This window comes from Limibacter armeniacum (genome assembly GCF_036880985.1).
Lineage (GTDB): Bacteria > Bacteroidota > Bacteroidia > Cytophagales > Flammeovirgaceae > Limibacter > Limibacter armeniacum.
The window spans coordinates 2,003,523-2,024,466 of record NZ_JBAJNO010000009.1 but is presented as its reverse complement, the minus strand read 5'-3'; the positions used below and the strand labels follow the sequence as shown (position 1 = coordinate 2,024,466).

Here is a 20,944-nt window from a genome sequence, read left to right as displayed (position 1 = left end):
CACTTTTATTTAGAGTATCAATAAAAATAACACACCTATAGTTGATTCAGTTACAATTCAGATTGATTTGAAAAATTATCCACTAGTATACTACCTTAAATGCGACACAGTTACATTTACGTTGTGAAAAAATGTGAATTTATGTAAATTATTCTTGTTTGACCTCTGAAGCCCTGAATAACATATCAGCTGCCTGCAAGATTTTTTGTCGGAGACTCTGAGGATAATCAGGGTGTTTTTCTAGAAAATTACGCACTTCATCAGCAGCTTGTTTAGAGGAGTGACCACTTAAAGTTGCTTGAATCCAACCTTTTGGGAAGAAGATGTCTCCTGTCTGCTGAATTTCTTCCATCATTTCCAAACTTGGTGTAATGTACTTTCTAGATTCATTGGCTCTGAGTGGGTGGTGTAAGTAGTAAAGAGCTTCTTCTACCCAAGGCTCATGCTCCCTGTTAGCCTTGTCTTTTAGTTGTTCAAAGAAGTTGTCTCTTGTCAGTTGACTTTTGGCTAACGCAGGAATCATAAACCTGAAGCGTTTTCGGTAATCAGGGTTTGACAAATCTTCCAACTGTTTGTAAAGAATATTGTCCGCATATTTGAGATTTCTGACAGCAAGCTCCAAGGCTAACTCTGCATGGTCCCTTTCAGATAAAGGAAGGTCATTGATGACCAACTCATTTTGCCAAATCTTTTGAAGTTTTTCAATGGCTTTGTCAGAGTAGGCAATCTCACTGTATGACTTAAAGAAAGTGGATTTTTCCCCTGCATTACTTGCTTTCTGAATGCTTATCCATAATTGCGTTTCCAGTGGAATAGCAAAGTAACTACGCTGCCTTGGATTGAAAAACTTCCAGAAAATGGTGTGTATGTAGCTGAGCATTCTTTCTTTGTTCAGTATATTACTTTCTTTTTGTAAGAATAGCATCAGCGAATCCATTAATTGCTGTGGAGTAATGTTGTTGTTCAGCATTTCTTCCCAAAGGATAAGCAAGGCAGTCCCCCTGTAAGTAGATACAGGAATCAGGTGCAGCTTTTCGAGCAGGTAATTACGGCTTTTGGCATCAAGCTCAAAATAGCCGTAGCCCACTCCAGACCCATCAGGCAATAAACAGTCGTAATGTTGTATACTCTTAGGGAGGTTTAGCTTTTGGATACTGTCATTGATAACCATATTGACAGCTTTAATCTGATCATCCACAAATACGACAGCTTTGACAGTTTGCTGCCAATAATGGTGTTCAGGAGTTGTTCTTAACTGTACTAGCTGTATGGAGTCCAATGTTCCATCTTCTCCCATGGTTGCTTCTGTTCGGATATGAGGCATGCCAGCAGCTTTAACCCAGGCAGCACTCCACTCATAGAGGTTGACATTGGTTTGTTTATCCATAATGTCAATCAGGTCATCCCAGGTGGCATTGCCATACGCATAAAGCCTGAGGTACTCGATCATTCCTTTTCTGAACTTACTCTCGCCCAAGATCATTTCCAGTTGCCTCATCACGACTGGTGCTTTTTTGTAAATGATCTGTCCATAAAGGGAACCTGCATCTTTCAGGTTATCCAAATGTTGTTGTATAGGGTGGGAGCCTGCTGTTCTGTCTTCTGAATAGGCAGAGGGCTGATGGTACATCAGAAAGCGCAGATCGTGGTTAAGGTTAGGGAAGCTAGGGTTTACAATCTTAGCGGCAAAGAAGTTGGCAAAGACCTCCTTTAGCCAGACATCATCAAACCATTTCATGGTCACTAGGTTTCCAAACCACATGTGAGTGACTTCGTGGGCAATCAGGCTTGCGCGTCTCAATAGTTTTTGTTGTGGAGGAGCCTCGTCAAGAAAGATTTGGTCCGCACGATACTGGATAGCGCCTATGTGTTCCATCCCTCCATATTGGAACGAAGGAATAATGGCACAATCCAGTTTTTGAAAAGGCATGGCAATTCCTGTATAGTCTTCCATCCATTCAATGCTTTTGAAATGGAGGTTAAAGATCTCAGAAAGGTTTCTGCGTACTTTCTCTTTATCAGTCTCACGGTGTATCAACTGAATAGTCCTTCCTCGACGAGTCATTGATACACGTTGAAATTTACCTGCTACAAAGGAGAATAGGTAAGTACTTACCGGGCTTGTAGGAGCAAAGCCATATACTACACGGTTAGTAACGTCTTTTGAAGATTGGGTTTCTATGTTTCCTCCGGAAAGAACTTCCCAGTTTTGAGGGACTTCTAAAGAGAGTTTGAACACTGCCTTTAAGTCAGGTTGGTCAAAGCAAGGGAAAACGGTGGAAGCTCTGTCAGGAACTAGCAAGGTATATAGGAAATCCTCATTACGGTTTAGTGAAGAGGTGCCCGCTTCAAACTTAATGGTGAGGTTAATCTCTTTAGAGGATTGTTTCAGAATAATGTGCCCTTTTTCAAACCGGTACTTTACTGGTTTTCCATTGTTGAGTACTTCTTTGATTTTAGAAGGGTCTTCCCTAAAATCCAATATCAATGGGAAGTTAGTGTCTGTCTTTCCCTTGATGGTAACAGAAGCATCAATAGGTTCATCAGGTGAAGCTGGGATGTTGAAAAACAGGTTGTACTGAAGGTCATGAATGGCTGCTGCCCTTTTTTCAGCGAGCGATTTTGATACTCCTGAAACCAGTTTTTCATTGTTCTGAAGTGTATTGTTAGCGGAGTCACAACTTGTGAAAAACATCACAGACAGAAATAATATGCTTAATATATGGTGTTTCATCTTTGATAGTTCAGTACTCTATAAGACCTATTACTATTAATCAAAGATAGGGATTGACGGCAAGACTGAAAAGGAAGCTATGCTGAAGCTACAAATACCATGATAATGGGAAAAAATAAGGGTAGAACGGAATAACCGTTCTACCCTTTATATGCTTTGCCTAATTGTGATTTACATAATCAGGTTCTTGTCCATTGCTTCAGCTGACAGCTCTTCATCAGCATGGTCAGGTTGTGCATATTCAAATGGTTGACATTTCACACCGACAACCAGAATATCATCGACCTGTTTGAAGTGCCCATCTGCAGTCCATTGTTTCAGGAACTCATCCAGACCCGTTCTCTGCTCTTCGCAGGCCTTGGTGTGCATATCGAACAACATGCGGCGGAAGTTTCTACTCATTAGTTTTCGACCTTCTCTACCACCGAACTGGTCAATGTATCCATCAGAGAAGATATAGAATGTATCTACATCCTCAATTCTCAGTACGTGAGTTTTAAACTCTCTACGTCTTCCTTTATAATCCTTACCACCTACACCATGGTGTTGTCCTTTTACCACCATCATTTCCGTAGGATTATTTCTTGGTACATAATAAAGTGGGTTACCCGCACCTGCAAATGCCAAGGTATTTAGCCTAGGGTTGATGATACAGATTGAGATATCCATACCATCACGGCTCTCGTAATCTTTTTGGTGCAGTGCTTTCTGAATCATGATGTGCATTGACTTCAGAATACGGCTTGGTTCAAGGATACCACGTTCGTGTACAATCTGGTGTAACAAGTCATTACCGATCAGGGACATGAAGGCTCCTGGGATACCATGACCAGTACAGTCACCCGCTGCGATAATATAACGACCACCTTTTTCAGTAAACCAGTAGAAGTCACCACTTACGATATCCCTTGGCTTAAACAGGATAAATGAGTCCCATTCTTCTCCAAGGTTTCGGACTTTGGTTTCAACATCTTCAGGCTCACCTAGTAAGGCTCTCTGTATTCTTCTGGCGTAGTTGACACTACTCATCATGTTTTCGTGCTGCTTGGCGAGTAGTTCCTGCTGATCTTTCAACTTGTTACTCTGCTTGATAATCTGGTCACGGTGATCGGTCAGCTCCATGTTCTGTTCTCTTACCGTTCTTGCAGATTCTTCAAGCTTCAAGTTTTGCTCCATCAGTTTCGAAGCACCCTTTTCAGCATCTTTCTTTGCAGATTCCAGTTCCTGTGCGTTATGGTTCAGGATGGCCTCTGAGCGTTTAAGCCTGTTCAGGGCAGAGTTCAGTTCTTTGTTCTTAGAAGTCAACTCTTGTGCTTGCAGCTCTACCTCATGAGTACGGTTATTTACCATTTCCTCCAGCTTTCTTTTCTCTCGGTTGATTCTGTAAAGGTTCAATTTTACAATCAACACGATAAGCAGCGCGAAACCGACACAGTAGATGGATATCGCCCACCAAGTAAGGTACCATTGCTTATATACACTGAAATGGTAAACAGCTGGCGTACTCCAGAAGTTGTTACCAGCCGCTCTGGCTCTCAGTTGAAGTGTATAAGAGCGAGGCGAAAGGTTGTCAATCTGAACATACTCGTCTGTACTGTTAACAGGGATCCATTTGTTGTCCTTGCCGAGTATCCTCATTTCTAAGGAAACATTCTGTCTTGGGAATGCTGGGATATCAAAAAATACCCTTAAGTAGTTGCTTTCGGCAACCTCATTGCCTTCTTGAAGTTTATATTTTTTACCGTTGCTTTCACCGTATTGTAGAATTGGTGTTTGCGTAGGTAACATTCGATCAAAGTTGGAACCAATGATGATACCAGCAGTTGTACCTCCATAGATATTACCTTGAAGGTCTGTCATCAGTGTTCTATTGTTGAATGTGTAGGCACTCATACCATCCTTTTCTGAGAAGAGGATGACTTCCTGTGTTTGTAGGTCCACACAAATCAACCCAGTACTACCCGCAATCCAAAGGTCACCTGAAACAGGGTCAACTGCCAATCCTTTTACAGAGCGGCGAGTGTCTTGTCCTAGATCAATCAGCGTAACCTTGTCATCTTTGTAGTGAAGGACACCTTGGGAAGTACCTAAAACCAAAGACTTGTCAGACAGTTCAGCGATATCAGTAATTTCAAAAGTGGTGTTATTCAGAAAATCAAGTGGCTGACTGAGGTTCTCGAATTCACCTTTCTTAGCGTTGTAACGGAATAGGTAACCATCAACTGAGCTACCACCTGCATAAAGAACTCCTGAAGGAGTTTGTTTCATTACAATGATATTACCGAAGATACCGTCTTCACTACCAAATACTTTTGGGCGTCCATTACCATCAACTCGTATAGGGCCGTAAACATCATCCTGACAGATCCATAAGTTACCTTGGCTGTCTTTCTCAATGATATAAATGGCTTTACCCAAGTCTGTAAGGTCAATAGTTCTTATTTTTTGTCCGTCTTCCCAATAGGTAAGCGTTCCTTGTGTATCTGAAGCCCAAATGCCTTTTCCTGAAGGTAGGAGACGAATGAAGGTATTACCTTTTGTATCCGCTTTACGTGCCAAATGAAAATCGCCATTGACTGTGATGTTACCTTCATAGACACTCAAACCATCAGTGAAGTAAACCTGACCGTTGCTGCTTTGAACAATGTGTTGAATGTATCCGTCTGTGTGTTCACCTGCGAGTGATTTGAATGGCAGTTGCTGGTACTGACGCAAACCTTGGTTGGTAGCTGTCCAGATATTATGACCATCAACCAGCATGAAGTAGGCATTGTATATACCAATTTGCGCATGTCTTGACAGTGTGTATTTATTTCCTACTGTATTCAGTACGTGCATACCGGTAGTAGCAGTACTGATCCAGATCGAACCATCAGCCATTTTTACCGCATGAGTAGGGTCGATGTTTTTATCAATTGTCGTGTATTTGGTCTTTCCTTTATCACTTACTTCCCAAACACCTAGACCTTTATCAAAGCTGCAAACAATAAACTTATTACCATCCTCATGCAAAACGAATTGAATTTGTTTAGGCAGGGAAGTATTCTCGATTTCCTTAAAAGTTGAGCCATCAAAACGGTAAGCAAAACCATTGTAGTTGATTGCATATAAGTTACCGTTTTTGTCCTCTGTAAATGTGTAGGACTTCAGAACATCATCAGCAGCGTTGCGCTCATCCATACTGAAAAAGTCAAATGAGCCATCTCCGTTTAGACGGAAGATACGATAGGCATCCGCTACCCAAAGCTGACGTTGGCTATCTTCATAAAGACTTTTTCCATAATAAAGGGCACTGTCTGAAGGTACATTCTGACCTTTTAGAAGTGTTTCGAAACTAAGGTCAGTAGGACTGACATTCACCTTAATCAGGTTGTTGTCTGATAAAGCGATAAGTGAACCATCTTTACGACGAAGTAATGACTTAAAGTAGTCCAACGCCAAGGGTTGCCCCTCAAAGGATTCCAGTTCCTGTCCACCATATTTGACTAAGCCAGCATCTGTGGCAAGCCAAAGGTAACCAAGAGAGTCCTTTGCGATGTCCCTTACTTGTTCACTATTGAGTCCATTGTCCTTGTTGTAAAGGTATGTCTTAAAGTTCTGAGCCTGCACTTGTGTGAAAAAACCTGTAAGGCATCCAAAAAGTAGCAGGCATGCGATGCATCTGAGCCTGTCAAGCACTGTCATTCTCATGTTTTATTTATATTCCGTGTCCTCACAGTCTGCTACTTACCCGCAGGTAGGAGGTCTTAGTTTGTTGTTTTAGCCTTGATTTATAAAAGTCTCTGTAGGAGGAAGGCATTGTTTGCTCATTTCCACATTAACTCTTATAGCAGCAACGAACAGGATGCGAGATCTGTATAAAAAATTGCTGTTTTATGGTAATTTTGAGTGAAAAAATAAGACAAAAATATTATTACCCCAAAACATATTGCGGAATATACTAGAATTACTGAGGTAAAAATCTATAAAAAATGGAATCCTCCTATCGGATATCATCAGGGATATAGTGCTTGCGGACGATCTCATCAGCGGTAGCCTTCCTGATTTTCAGAACCTGTCCAAAAAAGTGTAGCCTTTTCCCTGCCATGGCATGGTTGAAATCCACCTTGACTGTACTGTTGCTATGCGAAACAACTTTTCCATGATGGAGCTGTCCCGAATCATCATTGATAGAAACGGGTGTACCAGTCTGGAGTAAGTCATTGGCAAGCTTACCGTCAATGTAAAAAGCCGAAATAGGAACATCCACAATATTCAACTCATTTGGGTGACCGTATGCTTCCTCCACTTCCAGTGTAAACTCAAATTGTTCACCTTCTTCAAGTCCTTCCAGGTTAGCTTCAAAAGCAGGCAGTAATGAGCCAGTTCCAAAGAGAAAAATAAAAGGATACTTGACATTCATCACTTCAAGTAATGGTCCTTGAGCTGTATCTTCACGGAGTTCATAACAGATTGTAAGTACATGGTTTTCTTTTGCTTTCATAATAGAGTAGCAGTTTATTTGAAATATGTGTCGCAGTGAGGGAAAAGGATATGTTGGCAGCTATGTATACACCACATATTGAGGGATATATATTTGAAACGTCTTGTGCTTTTAAAAAGTTAAAGAAGAAAGTCACCTCTTAATACCAACCCAAAATGCAAATCATAGAACAGGAAAAACTGGATCTGATCGTAAAGCGTATTGATGATATTTATAAGCAGTTACTCAAAGTAGAAAAGTCCTTTTCACAAGAGCTGAAGCAGGTTCATTCAGTTCATGTTGCAAGTGCCTACAACCTGATGCACTATGTGGCCATGAGAAGTTTTGATGTCAGGGCACTTCAAAAATTACTTTCTATGCTTGGTTTGTCCTCTTTAGGGCGATCGGAAAGCCACGTGTTGGCAAGTATTAAAGCACTTTCTGAGAGTGTGAATTTATTGTGCGCAGAAGAGCGACTTAAAATCAGAAAACCCAGAGTCAGTTTTCAGGATGGTGAAAATTTGCTTAATGAGCATGCACAGCAGCTTTTGGGGGTAGCTCCTGAAGAACGGTCAGTCAGAATTATGGTAACAATGCCTAGTAGTATTGCAGAGGATTATGGTGAAGTGGAGGCGATGTTAAGACAAGGGATGAATATCGCGCGTGTCAATTGTGCCCATGATGATGTCCATGTTTGGAAAAAAATGGTTGGCAATATACGGAAGGCAAGTCGGGAAGTTGGGAAAGATTGCCATATCCTGATGGACTTGGCAGGCCCTAAACTGAGAACAAGCCCTTTGGAGCCTGGACCTAGCATTTTGAGTTGGAGACCTGACCGTGATGAAACAGGTGAAATAGTAGCACCTGCCTTGATATGGTTGGCTCCTCCCAGTATTTTGCCGGATGCCGAAGCGGACGAAGATGGAATATTACCTGTTCCTGAAAAGTGGGTAAAGCTGTTGCAAGAGGGAGATATAATCCACTTTCATGATCGAAGAGGTAAAAAGCGCCAACTCGTTGTTCGAAAAATAGAAGAAAATGGTGTGTGGGCAACAGCTAAAGAGACTGCTTACATAGAGCCAGGCATAAAATTGAGGGTAGTAAGGGAAGGGAAAAAAATCAAATCATGTAAAGTGGGGGCAATTCCTCCTATTGAGCGTCCGATTGTTTTGTATGTGGGTGATACGTTGTTGATCACCAAAGATGCCCTCGAAGGTAGGCCTGCCATTGAAGGGAAAAAAGGTAAGGTAACCTCTCCGGCCATGGTTGGATGTCCGTTGCCGGAAATATACCAAGCAGTGAAAAAGGGAGAGATTGTCAGGTTGGATGATGGGAAGATAGAAGGAGTAGTTCGTAAGGTGTCCAAGGACTTGATTGAGTTGGAAATCACACAGGCAAAAGAGAAAGGGTCCAAACTGAAAGCAGAAAAGGGGATTAATTTTCCCCAAACTCAGATTCAGCTGAGTGGGTTAACTCCTAAAGATATAGAGGACTTGGACTTTGTAGCAAAACATGCAGATATCGTCAGCCTGTCATTTGTTCAGGAGCCTTCAGATGTTGAAAAGTTGTATGAGGAACTTAGGAAAAGAGATGCGACAGACCTTGGGATTGTCTTAAAAATAGAGACACAAAAAGGGTTTCAACAGTTGACAAGATTGCTTTTGGCTGCCATGAAAAACAAAAAGGTAGGGGTGATGATTGCTAGAGGGGATTTGGCTGTGGAGCATGGTTGGGTGAGGATGGCAGAAATTCAGGAAGAAATACTATGGCTTTGTGAAGCCGCCCACATACCTGTAATATGGGCAACGCAAGTGTTAGAAGGATTGGCCAAGAAGGGATTACCTTCCCGAGCAGAAATTACGGATGCTGCCATGGCCCAGAGAGCAGAATGTGTTATGCTTAATAAGGGGCCTTATATACAAAGTGCAATTGCGATGTTGGAGGAAATATTGGTGGCAATGGAGCGAAACCAGAATAAAAAAACAGCTTTGCTTCGAAAGCTTTCTGTGGCCAAAAACCTTTTGACAGATAGTAGGTAGTGGAAAGCGAAAGGGTATAAAGACTGAAGGTCAGATTGATATTTTTATCTGCGAATGGTTGTTCATCCATACATTTTATCACTAATTGTAATGGATAAATGGGAAGGTTCCCTCATTGCTAACTGACTGAAAAACCCGTGGAAAAAAAAGTAGCCCAACACATTTTGAATGGCTTTGACGAGTACTTTGCCACTTTCCTCGAAATGACCCGTAAAGCAAAAGGCAGGTTTGAGGCTGCTGACTGGCAAGGAGCTCAACGTGCTTTAGAAAAACGCTTGCTAATGCGTAAAAAGATAGTCAAACGTGTGAAGCGGGAGATTGTAGAGCAAGTAGGAGAGCAAGTCAGGCAAGTAAGTTTCTGGCAGCAGGTCAAGGTGTTTTACACAATCATGATTAGTGATTATTGTAATAATGATATTGCGGAGACATTTTTTAACTCTGTTTTCTGCAAGATTTTTCATCATACTCAGATCAACAATGACTTAATATTTGTCTCGCCTGCCCAACAGTATAATTATGTACAGATCCACGAACCTATACATAACACATTTTACCTGAGTGAGTCGCCTGAAAAACTGGCTAAAGAGATACTCCTGAGTTATGATTTCAGTATTCCATATGAAAATCTGGATTTAGATGTTCATCTGATAGGAAATGCCATGAGGCGTCATTTGCTTCCTAGAATGGAAGGTGGGCAGCTGAGTATAGAAATGCTGAAGTCTGTTTTTTACCGAAACAAAGGGGCTTATTTGGTAGGTAGGGCTGTTTGTGGAAATAAAACATTACCATTCTTATTGCCTGTTTTAAATAACGAGCACCATGCTCTTTATGTAGATACACTGATTATTGAACCCAATGAGGTCAGTGTGATATTCAGTTTTACCCGTTCTTACTTTATGGTAGATACACCTGTACCTTCATTGGTTGTACAGTTTCTCAAAACCATTATCAAGGAGAAGAGCATTTCAGAGATTTACAACTCGATTGGGTTTAATAAGCATGGAAAAACAGAGTTTTATAGAGATTTTTTAGCGCATCTTGATAACTCTGTTGATAAGTTTGTGATTGCCCTGGTATCAAGGGAATGGTGATGAGTGTATTCACATTACCATCCTACAATATTGTATTCAAGATTATCAAGGACCATTTTGATCCTCCAAAGGAAATGACCAAAGAGAGGGTAAAAGAGCAGTATAAGCTGGTTTCGAGACATGACAGGGTAGGACGAATGGCAGATACGCATGAGTTTGAACATTTTGTGTTCAGCAAAGACAGGTTCTCTGAAGAGTTATTGACAGAGTTGTTACATGTGGCTCCCTCAATTGTAGATATTGAAGGGGATAAGGTAATCATCAGGCATTTGTATACAGAAAGGAGAATGATTCCTCTCAACTTGTATCTTGAGACTGCTTCTCCAGAAAATGCAAGAGAAGCGATAGGGGAGTATGGGAATGCAATCAAGCAACTAGCTGCTGCGAATATCTTTCCTGGAGATATGTTGCTGAAAAACTTTGGTGTTACACGTCACAGGAGGGTAGTGTTCTATGACTATGATGAAATATGCTTTCTGACAGACTGCAATTTCCGTCACCTGCCGATTGCTAGAAATGATGAAGATGAATATGCCGCAGAGTTTTCAGTAGGTCCGAATGATATATTTCCTGAAGAGTTTAAACGGTTCCTGATCGGAAAGCCAGAAGTAAGGAATATTTTCTTTGAGTTGCATAGTGACTTGTTTACGGTCAAGTTTTGGGTGGGTTTGCAGAAACAACTTCGGAAAGGGAAGGTAGTGGATGTATTTCCTTACAGAAGGAAAAAGCGTTTTAGAAGAAAGACAGGAATTGCGAAAGACTTATAAAGTAAAAAACCGGAAACAGTCCCTTGCTTCCGGTTTTTTTATATCAGTTAATCTCAATAGGAATCATGATTGAAGTCCTATCCCAGATGATTACCATATTGCATCCAAACTCAGCTTCTTGCAAGAAAATACTAAATTCTTGAAAGACGTAAGGTGACTTTAGCACAGGGCGCTCAACTCTAAAAAGATCCTGTTCCTTGTCATACTTATAACTGCCCCACATACCAACATCCTTGTTGACAATTACGGTCCACTTTTCTTCCTCCGGAATGGCGAAGATTGAATAAATGCCAGGCTCAAGTTTTTCACCGCCAAAAGTAATAGGTTGTGTAACTGTCATTTCGGTAGCATCATCATCGCCCATTCTCCAAAGTTTACCGTATGGTACACTCACACCAAATTTGTGATCATAATCAGTGCGCATCTTAGGACGACCGTAAGTCACTTTGATATAAGTACTGTCTTCTTTGAAGGTAGTGAGTCCAGTAGGACTTTTTCTTGGCTTATGCTTTAACTCCTGTGCATACCCACTTATGCAGATACCCAACAGCAGCGTTATCAACAGTGAAAACTTATTCATTATCTATTAAATAATTATGCAAAACAAGTTGCAAGTATAAGGCTCTTTCTTGCAGGAGTCAACGCTATGCTCTTTACAGTACTCCTTTTGTGCTTGGAATTTCATCATTATCAGGATCTTTATGAATTGCCATACGAATTGCTTTGGCAAATGACTTGAATATAGCTTCAATCATATGGTGTTCATTGTCTCCCTGAACTTGTATGTTAAGGTTACATTTGGCCGTATCGGAAAACGACTTGAAGAAGTGCATAAACATTTCGGTTGGCATACCACCTACTTTTTCCCTTTTGAAGTCAGCATTCCACATAAGCCAAGGTCTTCCCGAAAAGTCTAATGCTACTTGTGCCAATGTCTCATCCATTGGTAAGATGGAAAACCCATACCTTTCAATGCCTCTCTTGTCTCCTAGGGCTTGCTGGAAAGCATCTCCCAAAGTCAGCGCCAAGTCTTCAATGGTATGGTGCTCGTCAATGTGTAAATCTCCGTTAACCGCGATAGTGAGGTCGATTTTTGCATGACGTGCAATCTGATGCAACATATGGTCAAAGAATCCAATACCTGTATTCAGTTCAGATTTTCCACTACCATCCAGATCAATTGAAACGTCAATATCTGTTTCATGTGTTTTTCTGTGAATATGTGCTGCACGACCTTGAGTCTGTTGCTTCTTGCCTTTAAGGAAGGTATAAATCTCATGCCAATCCGTTGTGGTAAGCTCAGCACGCTTATCTGTATCATCACTGATGAAAACAGCTCTAGCTCCAAGGTTTATGGCAAGCTCAATGTCTGTTTTTCGATCACCTATTACATATGATTGGGAAAGATCATACTCGTTACTTTCCATGTAATGTGTCAGCATCCCCGTACGAGGTTTTCTGGTAGGAGCGTTATCTTGCTCAAAGCTACGGTCAATCAGAATTTCGTGAAAAGAGATTCCTTCATTTTTCAGAACATCTAACATCAGGTTATGTACAGGCCAAAAAGTGTCTTCAGGAAATGAGTCTGTACCTAGGCCATCCTGATTGGTTACCATTACAAGTTCGTAGTCTAGTTCTTGTACAATCTTTTTCAGCTGGGAGATTGCATGAGGAAGAAACGATAGCTTTTCAAACGAGTCGATTTGAAAGTCTTCCGGTTCACGGATAATAGTACCGTCCCGGTCAATAAAAAGCACTTTTTTCATCAGTTGCATCAAAAATAAATCATCAATTACGCACAGGCAGCAACAGAACAAAAGCTGTTCCTGCGTATTACCTTAACAGTAGGGTTTTAAGAATGTTCGGTTAAGGATATTGGAAAATTACAGAAATTTATGGCAATATTTTATTTGTAAAGTATTTCATTGCGACAACTTTAGGAATATGTCCTTCCGTGAACTTGTTGCAGGTATTTAAAGGCGTAACTTTCATAGTTAGCTATTATAAAAATCAAGTGAAATATTAGCAGGTTTTGGGAAAAGAGTTTTCTTTTGTGAATTTGTTCACAATCACAGATTTATATGAATTTGGGAATAGGAGAGGTCTATAAATGGAAATGGAAGGGAATACTTGTGGATAAGGAGATTGTGCGTCTTTTTGGGAATTAATATGAAAAGAATTTTACTACTGATATTGGGAGGGCTATTATGTCTTTGTACTTATGGGCAAGAGCGTGATCAGCTTGAAAAGCAGCGTAGCCGTACGTTACAGCGTATTGAGGCAGCAGGTGTTGCTTTACAGGAAGCTCAGACAGAGACCTTGACAGGAATGGCAAAACTGAAGGATATAGAAGGGCATATCAGGGAGCGTGAAAAGTTAATCGGGCAACTGAAAGAAGAGCAACGATATCTGGAGGTAGATATTCACCAAGCTGAAACACAGATCAATGAAATGGAGCTGGAACTTCATAAGTTGAAAGAAGAGTACGGCGAGATGATCTACATTGCTTATAAAACCAGTAGCAGCTATCAGAAGTTAGGATACCTTTTTGCCAGTGGAACATTGGAGCAGTTAGTTTCTAGAATCAACTATTTGGAGCATTACAAGCAAGCACGTAAGGAGCAGATCGAGGAAATAAAGCTGAAGATGGATGACCTGTTGGCGAAGAAGGAAGAATTGGCTCAAAAAGAAAAAGCCAAGGAAGCTGTTTTAGCTGAACAGGAAAATCAATTAGGTGAGTTGGAAGACCTGAGAACCTCGGAAAGCAAACTGTTGGCAGAGCTGCGTCAGAAAGTGGTTCAGGTAAAAGCAGATTTGGAAGACAATAACAAAGCTTTGAGAAGGTTGGATGGAGCCATTACTCGTGCTATACAACGTCAGGAAGCCGAGGTGGCAGCAGAAAAAGAGGCATTAGCCAATATGGACTTCTCTGCATTTAAAGGTAAACTGGAATGGCCTACAAAGGGGTTTGTGTCAGGAAAGTTCGGTAGGCACCCACATCCGGTTATTGAAGGTGAGAGCGTAGAAAATCACGGAGTCGTTATTCGTACCACTAAAGGAGCTACTGTACAAGCGGTACAGGCAGGTGAAGTATTTGCAGTGACCCGTGTGCCTGACTTGAATTATGTTGTGATGATCCTGCATGGAGATTACCTAACTGTATATGCCAATTTGGAAGAGGTAAGTGTGAAGGTTTGGCAAGTGGTGAAACCAGGAGAGCACTTGGGGGAAGTAGCAAAAAGTTTAGAAGGAAGTCATGAACTTCAGTTCCAGATTTGGCGAGGTGATGAAAAGCTAAATCCAGAAAGTTGGTTAAAACAATAAGTACAAAAAAAACAGCCTGCCAGAATAAACCGGTAGGCTGTTTTTTTTCTCAAGTAAACCCTATATAAAGTATGTCATCGAACATTACTAACGGCCTTGCTTAGTAAAAGGTTTCTTAGTTAATGTTAATTTCTACTTTCTTTTTCTCTTCTTTCATTTTAGGAATATGGATGCTCAATATGCCATTTTCATAAGTGGCAGCAATCTGCTCTCCATCTGCGTTTTTAGGTAGTTTGAAGGCTCTTTCAAATGAACGAAGTACAAATTCATTGCGTAGCACTTTTTCATTTTCAGAACGCTCAGTTTCTTCTACTGTAGAGGATACTGTCAGAACATTCTCATCAAGTTCCAGTTTGAATTGCTCTTTAGTTTGTCCTGGAGCAACCACCTCAATTTTGAAGCTGTCTTCAGCCTCTATTACATTGACAGGAATAGTTTGATTTTGAGTTGCTTTAGATGCAGCTTGTGAAGCTGTACTTAAAACATCGTTTACTAGATTGAACATTGGGGAAAATCCGTTGCTATACGATTTAGTTCTCATGTCTTTATATTATTTAGATTTTGTAATCAGTTCATTAACCTACGTTCTCCCCATAGTCAAGTGTTATGCCAAGCGATTTTCAATGAATTTAGGTGACAAAATGTCTTAATTCGTCTTTTTTTATTTATGATTAAGTGACAAAGTGACAAAGTGACATGTTTTTCTTGTCTGGTAATTATCCATAATGACAGCATATAGTTAAGGATATGACTTCTATGAAGTTTTCTTGAAAAATCTACTAAGGAACTGTTCTTTTTATTAACTTCTGAGTAATCAGTATCTAATGCTGTTTTTTGAGAAGAATAGTTAACCCAACTGATGAATTAAATATAACTTGATGAAGAAGTCTGTACTTGTAGTCATACTTCTGTCTTGCTGGCTCATTGCTGTACATGCTCAAGACAGAAGGATTACGGGAACTGTAACTGACATTAATGGTCCACTTCCTGGTGTAACCGTTCTGATGAAAGGTACACAAGAAGGTGTTGTTACAGGTATTGATGGAAAATACACTATTCCCGTTTCCCCCACTATTACTCACCTTGTCTATAGTTTCATCGGCTATGAAACCATCGAAAGAGAAATCGGTAACCAAACGGTTATTGATGTGCAAATGGCTGAAGACACACAGGAGCTGGATGAAGTCATTGTAACAGCCAATGCTATTGAGCGTGAAAAACGTACTTTAGGATATGCTGTGACCTCTGTAAAGGGTGAGGAATTTGTAAAGGCCCGTTCCACCAACTTTGTAAACTCACTTTCTGGTAAGGTGCCAGGTGTACAGGTTTCACAAGCCAGTGGTAATCTTGGTGGTTCAAGTCGTATCGTTATCCGTGGTACAAGTTCCTTGAGTGGTAATAACCAACCATTGTTTGTAGTGGATGGGGTGCCAATTGGTAACTCTACCCTTACAACAGGTAGTAATATTCAAGGAGCCTTTGATGCTGGTAATGGAGCAGGAGAAGTCAACCCTGCCGACATCGAATCAGTGACAATCCTGAAAGGAGCTTCGGCAGCGGCACTTTATGGTTCCCGTGCAGCTAACGGTGCAGTAATTATTACCACCAAAAGAGGCTCTAAGAAGGCTGGTCCTGTCGTATCATTTAATTCCAGTTCCCGTTTTGAACAGCCCTTACGTCTTCCTGACTTCCAGAATGAATATGCACAAGGTTCAGAAGGAAAGTATGATGTTAATGCTTTGAATGGATGGGGTCCTAAGATAGAAGGACAAATTAGACCTTATTACAATTATGATTTGGATATCAATAATGTGCCTACCTCTGATTGGCCTACTGAAGCACTTACAGCCTATCCTGATAATGTAAAAGACTTTTATGAAACAGGGACGCTATTTATTAATACAGTAGATGTTTCCAATGCTTCAGAAAAAGGGGATTTCCGAATAGGGTTTACTTCTATGAATCAGACTGGTATAGTACCTGGGGCTGACCTTAACCGGTATACACTCTCTGTAAATGTAGGGCAGAAGGTTTCCAAGGTGTTGACTACCCGTGTTGGACTCAACTATGTCAAGTCAGATACAAGAGGCTCGGTAGCACAGGGTGGTAATAGCCCGAATGTCTTGACTTCTATTATGAATGGAATACCAAGAACTGTTCCCTTGGAAAGACTTAGGTTAAATGCTGATGGTACACAAAACCCAATAAGTCAATTCCAAAATAGCCCATATTGGGTCGCAGAGAAGAATGGTAATGATGTTTCAGTGGATAGGATATTTGGTTTCCTTATGGCGGACATTCAGGCTACAGACTGGTTAAGCTTTACAGCTAGAGGAGGTTTGGATTATCGTGATGATGAGCGGTTCCGTAAAACAGCAACCGGAACCTTAGGTGCTAGAGATGGTAGCTTTATGACTGATATTTCCAACAGGCAGGAAGTTAACTTCTCTCTGATGGCAAAGGTTAATAAGGATGTAGGTACAGACTTTAAGGTTTCAGCTGTGTTGGGACAGGATTTCAACATTCGAAAATTTACCCGAGACTTGAATGAGGCACAAGGGCTATTGATTCCAGATGTTTACACTCCGGGAAATGCTGCCAGCAATACACCCAATCGGGATATATCAGAAAAGCGATTGGCTGGTGTATATGGAGACCTTTCAGTGACCTATAAGAAGTTTTTAACCCTTAACCTGACAGGCAGGAATGACTGGTCTTCTACTTTGCCAAAAGAGAACAGGTCATATTTCTACCCATCTGCTAACTTATCACTCATTTTTACAGAGGCACTGCAAATCGGTAATGACATTCTTTCATACGGTAAGTTCAGGGCAGGTGCTGCACAGGTAGGTAGTGATACGTCTCCTTACCAGTTGCAGTATTATTACAGACCTAGAACATCGTACTTTGGACAGTACGGACAGAGTAATAATTATCCTTTCTTAGGTCAAAGCACCTTTGCAGGGTCCAGTGTGGCTCCTGCACAAGACTTGAAGCCTGAGCGTCAAACCTCATGGGAGGTGGGAACAGAACTACAATTTTTTGATGGTCGTCTCGGGTTAGATTTGACTTACTATGATATCCGTACCAGTGATCAAATTATAGCTGTTCCAATCCCAGAGTCGACTGGGTTGGTAGCAGAACTGATGAATGCCGGTGAGGTTCGTAATAATGGCTTTGAAATCCTGTTGTCGGCTAAGCCTCTTCAAGTAGGTGAGTTTTCTTGGGATACACAGGTAAACTTCTCCAATAACCAGTTTCAGGTAGTGTCTTTGGAAGCAGGGTTGGAGAGGTTACAGATAGCTTCAGCATTTAACGGGGTTTCTGTACAGGCAGAGGTCGGGCAGCCATTGCAGTTATATGGTGTAGGTTTTAAGAAAGACCCTGAGACAGGTGCAATTTTGGTTGATCCTGAAACAGGAAGACGACTGATTGGTGAAAACCAATCCTTCGGGTCTACGTCACCGGATTTTCTGTTAGGATGGCAAAACTCGTTTCAGTGGAAAGGTATCTCTGCCAGTTTCCTGATTGATTGGAGTCAGGGTGGCGTAATGTATTCAAGTACTGTAGCTTCCTTAAGAAGTAGTGGTGTGGTGGAAGAAACGATCGTGAATCGGGGAGGGTTGTTTGTTGATCAAGATGCAATGATTGAACGTGAAGGGACTTTATACCCTAACGATATAGCGATTACACCACAACAATTCTGGTCTACCTATTCGTCTAGTGATATTGCTGAAGGCAGTGTGTTTGACAAGACTTATATTAAATTCAGGGAAGTGAGAGTCAGTTACTCTTTGCCTCAAACACTGTTGGTTAAAACATTTATCAAAAAAGCCTCAATCGGTATAGAAGGACGTAACCTAGCCATTCTTTACAGTACCATACCACATATAGATCCGGAAACGAGCCTTTTCCAAGCCTCAAGTGACGCTTCTGGAGCAGTGGAGATGGGAAGCTTGCCATCAACACGCAGTATAGGGTTTAACCTTCAAGTGACTTTCTAGCCTATGCAGGTTACTGAATCAATCTAAAAACTGAGAGACCATGGAGTACAACACTTTAATAAAACGATATATCGGGATACTGTTAAGCTTGTTGCTAAGCATGACTGCTTGTGACAGTATCTTGGGTGATAATGAAGATCCCCTGGCTACAACAGACGACCAGATCAAGGAACGACCTGAAGCACTGTTTGTAGGTGTATTGACATCCCTAAGTTCTGATAGGGTATTAGGTACCAATGTATTCAACCGTTGGTCACAGCATTATGTGGGGGCATCTTTTTCCGATGAGGATAATTTCAATGTTCCGGACTTTCCACAGTCTGTGACTTGGCCTGTTTATTATGCTTCCGTTATTAAGAATACAATTCTTGGGGAGCGGGCAGCAGCCAGTGTAAATAGAAGGAATGTACAGGCGCAGTATGAGATAATGAGGGCATATGCATTCTACCATTTGACATTGATGTTTGAGCAAGTGCCATTTTCAGAAGTAATGGATTTCGATGGAGAGGACTTGAACACCCGTTACCCACATTATGAAAATCAGCAGGAAATATTTGAAGGAGTTATAGAGACGTTGGATGCGGCAATGTCAAGAATTAATACCAATGATACTGATGCAATCAAGGAAGAAGACTTACTGTATAATGGTAATATGGTAAGGTGGATGCAGTTTGCAAACTCCTTGAAAATTAAAACACTGATGCTGCTTTCTGGAAAAGATGATTCATACCATGCGGCATTGGAGGCAGCTTTTGGTCAGTCTTATATCGATGCCATTGAGGAAGAAGCGATCTTTCATTATGGAAGCACCTTGGCAAATGCTAATCAGTTTTATAAGCTGCACAAGCAATTTGCAGATGGTCAAAGTCAATTCTTTTTTGCTTCAGAGCCTTTTGTAGACATGTTGCTTAGTCAGGTAGATCCTAGGCTATGGGTATTTTATGACTATGGTACAGATGCAACCTCTGTAATCCATACAGGGATGGAACCTGGCAGTACAGCAGCCTTTACAATTACCTCAGTTTTGAGCTTGAATTATATATCAGCAACCTCACCGGACCTTTGGTTGACAGCTTCTGAAATGTATTTGCTCCATGCGGAGGCAATGTTAAAAGGTTGGATAAATGGAGATGCAACTCAAGCACATGAATTGTATTTGGAAGGTATCAGGATGAATTTCAATAGGATTAATAGTCTTGAGGCTGTGATCAATAATGGGGAGACTGTTGGTGAATCCCGTATTAACTCATACTTGGAGGATGTGCCTGTGTTGAATTTCCTAAGTAATGATAGAGCGATCAATGCAGTTTACTATCAGGCATATGTAGAAAGGTTTAACAGAGGGCTGGATGCATGGACTTTTGTAAGGCGTACAGGTTTTCCTGATAGACCTTTACCCGTGAATTCAGCATTGAGTGACCACATTACAAGGTTACCATACCCAGCAGATGAACGAAGTTCTAACGAGAACATACCGGAGCAACCGTTATTGGACGACCTGATGTGGTTTATGCCAATAGAATAAGACGAAAAGGCTTGAACATAAATCTGATAAATGATGAACAGAAAAATATATAGCTTATTGAGTTGTGCATTCCTGCTTTTCATAGGGTGTAACGACTATGATAGCTTTGAAGATGAGCTAAACCTCTCATTTGAGTCTCCGTCTATTGCCTTTAGTGATGCGACATTGGAGGCTGTCCATATGCGGGAGGGAGAAATTTTGGAAGTTGATATTTTGATGCCTACAGCCATTCCGGGTGATTTTGGGGTAGAAGTAAGTTATAGCTTTGATGGGGAGTCGGTATATGGAAATGAAAATGATTTTATCGTGCAGGTGGTGGAGAGTAATGATGAATCTGGCAGGGAAATAATCAAGGAAGCTACAGCAACAGGAGGAAGTTTTATCATTAAAAATAAAATCAGGGTGGACGATCGAGGAAACTTGGTATATACCAACGTTCGTAATCGTGCTACCATGAAAGTAATCACTTACCCAAAGATGGGAATTGACAAGCCTGAAGGAAGGAGTCTGAAGATTGTTCTGAACGAAGCTCAAAACTTGGATGACCCGAATATGACAGTCAATGTTGGACAAGGTGGTGTAAAGACAGAATACCAGATCATGGTGGATGATGCGCACTGTCCAACGGCTCTTCAGGGAGAATATGTCGCTGAATTGGTTTATGAAGGACAAAGTAGTTTTGTAGGTGATGTGACGCTGACAGCAGTTGATGATGGGGAGTCTTGGGGGAAATATGAGGTTTCCAATATCGCAGGAGACCTTTTTGGTGGTGATATTCCATTTTATGTCTTTGATCAGTGTGGTGATTTCATTAGCCCTAAAGATGATAATATCAGTTTGGAGGGAGCAATGGAAGAAGGGGGTAAGATCTCCTTATTCGTGACTTATCAGTCAGACCTGTTGATTGGGAATGAAGAGCAGCAGTGGATACTGACACTTGTAAAAAAAAATGAGTAACGGTATTGGCGACCCGAGCTCGGATACCTGAAATGTTTGAG

General features: G+C 41.1%; 13 protein-coding genes. 7 read left to right on the top strand and 6 right to left on the bottom strand.

All coding sequences use genetic code 11. The features are described from left to right. Positions 1 to 148: 148 nt before the first annotated feature. The 3 genes from V6R21_RS26290 to V6R21_RS26280 all read right to left on the bottom strand — a co-directional run bounded on the left by V6R21_RS26290 (position 149) and on the right by V6R21_RS26280 (position 7,217). Positions 149 to 2,734, bottom strand: coding sequence for a M1 family metallopeptidase (locus V6R21_RS26290; RefSeq protein WP_334246492.1), 2,586 nt, complete (start codon positions 2,732 to 2,734; stop codon positions 149 to 151). A 171-nt stretch (positions 2,735 to 2,905) separates the two neighbouring features. Then, complete coding sequence (locus V6R21_RS26285) at positions 2,906 to 6,424, bottom strand: SpoIIE family protein phosphatase (protein WP_334246491.1); 3,519 nt, start codon at positions 6,422 to 6,424, stop codon at positions 2,906 to 2,908. Positions 6,425 to 6,716: 292 nt separating this feature from the next. Next, a complete protein-coding gene (locus tag V6R21_RS26280; protein ID WP_334246490.1) occupies positions 6,717 to 7,217 on the bottom strand; it encodes an FKBP-type peptidyl-prolyl cis-trans isomerase in 501 nt (166 codons plus the stop codon). Positions 7,218 to 7,372: 155 nt separating this feature from the next. Between V6R21_RS26280 and V6R21_RS26275 the strand changes: the two genes are divergently transcribed. The 3 genes from V6R21_RS26275 (at position 7,373) to V6R21_RS26265 (ending at position 11,093) form a co-directional block, all read left to right on the top strand. After that, positions 7,373 to 9,235, top strand: coding sequence for a pyruvate kinase (locus tag V6R21_RS26275; RefSeq protein ID WP_334246489.1), 1,863 nt, complete (start codon positions 7,373 to 7,375; stop codon positions 9,233 to 9,235). A gap of 137 nt (positions 9,236 to 9,372) precedes the next feature. After that, positions 9,373 to 10,326, top strand: a complete 954-nt coding sequence (locus V6R21_RS26270) for an isocitrate dehydrogenase kinase/phosphatase AceK regulatory subunit (RefSeq protein WP_334246488.1) — start codon at positions 9,373 to 9,375, stop codon at positions 10,324 to 10,326. Then, a complete protein-coding gene (locus V6R21_RS26265; RefSeq protein WP_334246487.1) occupies positions 10,326 to 11,093 on the top strand; it encodes an isocitrate dehydrogenase kinase/phosphatase-domain containing protein in 768 nt (255 codons plus the stop codon). The genes V6R21_RS26270 and V6R21_RS26265 overlap by 1 nt, the downstream gene beginning before the upstream one ends. Positions 11,094 to 11,136: 43 nt before the next feature. Here the strand turns inward: V6R21_RS26265 and V6R21_RS26260 are convergent, their stop codons facing one another. Further along, positions 11,137 to 11,673, bottom strand: coding sequence for a DUF2911 domain-containing protein (locus tag V6R21_RS26260; RefSeq protein ID WP_334246486.1), 537 nt, complete (start codon positions 11,671 to 11,673; stop codon positions 11,137 to 11,139). A gap of 73 nt (positions 11,674 to 11,746) precedes the next feature. Beyond that, positions 11,747 to 12,859, bottom strand: a complete 1,113-nt coding sequence (gene hisB / locus V6R21_RS26255) for a bifunctional histidinol-phosphatase/imidazoleglycerol-phosphate dehydratase HisB (protein WP_334246485.1) — start codon at positions 12,857 to 12,859, stop codon at positions 11,747 to 11,749. A 403-nt stretch (positions 12,860 to 13,262) separates the two neighbouring features. Between hisB and V6R21_RS26250 the strand changes: the two genes are divergently transcribed. Further along, positions 13,263 to 14,417 carry a murein hydrolase activator EnvC family protein gene (locus tag V6R21_RS26250; protein WP_334246484.1) on the top strand — a complete coding sequence of 385 codons (1,155 nt, stop codon included), beginning with the start codon at positions 13,263 to 13,265 and terminating at the stop codon, positions 14,415 to 14,417. Positions 14,418 to 14,532: 115 nt separating this feature from the next. Here V6R21_RS26250 and V6R21_RS26245 read toward each other — a convergent pair whose 3' ends face one another. Beyond that, the gene (locus V6R21_RS26245; RefSeq protein ID WP_334246483.1) at positions 14,533 to 14,958 is read right to left on the bottom strand and encodes an Hsp20/alpha crystallin family protein; all 426 of its coding nucleotides are present in this window, start codon (positions 14,956 to 14,958) and stop codon (positions 14,533 to 14,535) included. A 337-nt stretch (positions 14,959 to 15,295) separates the two neighbouring features. On the opposite strand from V6R21_RS26245, the gene V6R21_RS26240 reads away from it, so the two are divergent. From V6R21_RS26240 to V6R21_RS26230, 3 genes are read left to right on the top strand one after another with little or no spacing between them, the layout of a single operon-like run. Next, complete coding sequence (locus V6R21_RS26240) at positions 15,296 to 18,421, top strand: SusC/RagA family TonB-linked outer membrane protein (RefSeq protein ID WP_334246482.1); 3,126 nt, start codon at positions 15,296 to 15,298, stop codon at positions 18,419 to 18,421. A gap of 40 nt (positions 18,422 to 18,461) precedes the next feature. Further along, the gene (locus V6R21_RS26235; protein ID WP_334246481.1) at positions 18,462 to 19,946 is read left to right on the top strand and encodes a SusD/RagB family nutrient-binding outer membrane lipoprotein; all 1,485 of its coding nucleotides are present in this window, start codon (positions 18,462 to 18,464) and stop codon (positions 19,944 to 19,946) included. A gap of 33 nt (positions 19,947 to 19,979) precedes the next feature. Next, a complete protein-coding gene (locus V6R21_RS26230; RefSeq protein ID WP_334246480.1) occupies positions 19,980 to 20,903 on the top strand; it encodes a hypothetical protein in 924 nt (307 codons plus the stop codon). Positions 20,904 to 20,944 lie beyond the last annotated feature (41 nt).

Excerpts from the sequence above, each read along its gene's own strand:
- V6R21_RS26290 (WP_334246492.1), bottom strand. The coding sequence starts at position 2,734 with ATGAAACACCATATATTAAGCATATTATTTCTGTCTGTGATGTTTTTC.
- V6R21_RS26285 (WP_334246491.1), bottom strand. The coding sequence starts at position 6,424 with ATGAGAATGACAGTGCTTGACAGGCTCAGATGCATCGCATGCCTGCTA.
- V6R21_RS26280 (WP_334246490.1), bottom strand. The coding sequence starts at position 7,217 with ATGAAAGCAAAAGAAAACCATGTACTTACAATCTGTTATGAACTCCGT.
- V6R21_RS26275 (WP_334246489.1), top strand. The coding sequence starts at position 7,373 with ATGCAAATCATAGAACAGGAAAAACTGGATCTGATCGTAAAGCGTATT.
- V6R21_RS26265 (WP_334246487.1), top strand. The coding sequence starts at position 10,326 with ATGAGTGTATTCACATTACCATCCTACAATATTGTATTCAAGATTATC.
- V6R21_RS26260 (WP_334246486.1), bottom strand. The coding sequence starts at position 11,673 with ATGAATAAGTTTTCACTGTTGATAACGCTGCTGTTGGGTATCTGCATA.
- hisB (WP_334246485.1), bottom strand. The coding sequence starts at position 12,859 with ATGAAAAAAGTGCTTTTTATTGACCGGGACGGTACTATTATCCGTGAA.
- V6R21_RS26250 (WP_334246484.1), top strand. The coding sequence starts at position 13,263 with ATGAAAAGAATTTTACTACTGATATTGGGAGGGCTATTATGTCTTTGT.
- V6R21_RS26245 (WP_334246483.1), bottom strand. The coding sequence starts at position 14,958 with ATGAGAACTAAATCGTATAGCAACGGATTTTCCCCAATGTTCAATCTA.
- V6R21_RS26240 (WP_334246482.1), top strand. The coding sequence starts at position 15,296 with ATGAAGAAGTCTGTACTTGTAGTCATACTTCTGTCTTGCTGGCTCATT.
- V6R21_RS26235 (WP_334246481.1), top strand. The coding sequence starts at position 18,462 with ATGGAGTACAACACTTTAATAAAACGATATATCGGGATACTGTTAAGC.
- V6R21_RS26230 (WP_334246480.1), top strand. The coding sequence starts at position 19,980 with ATGAACAGAAAAATATATAGCTTATTGAGTTGTGCATTCCTGCTTTTC.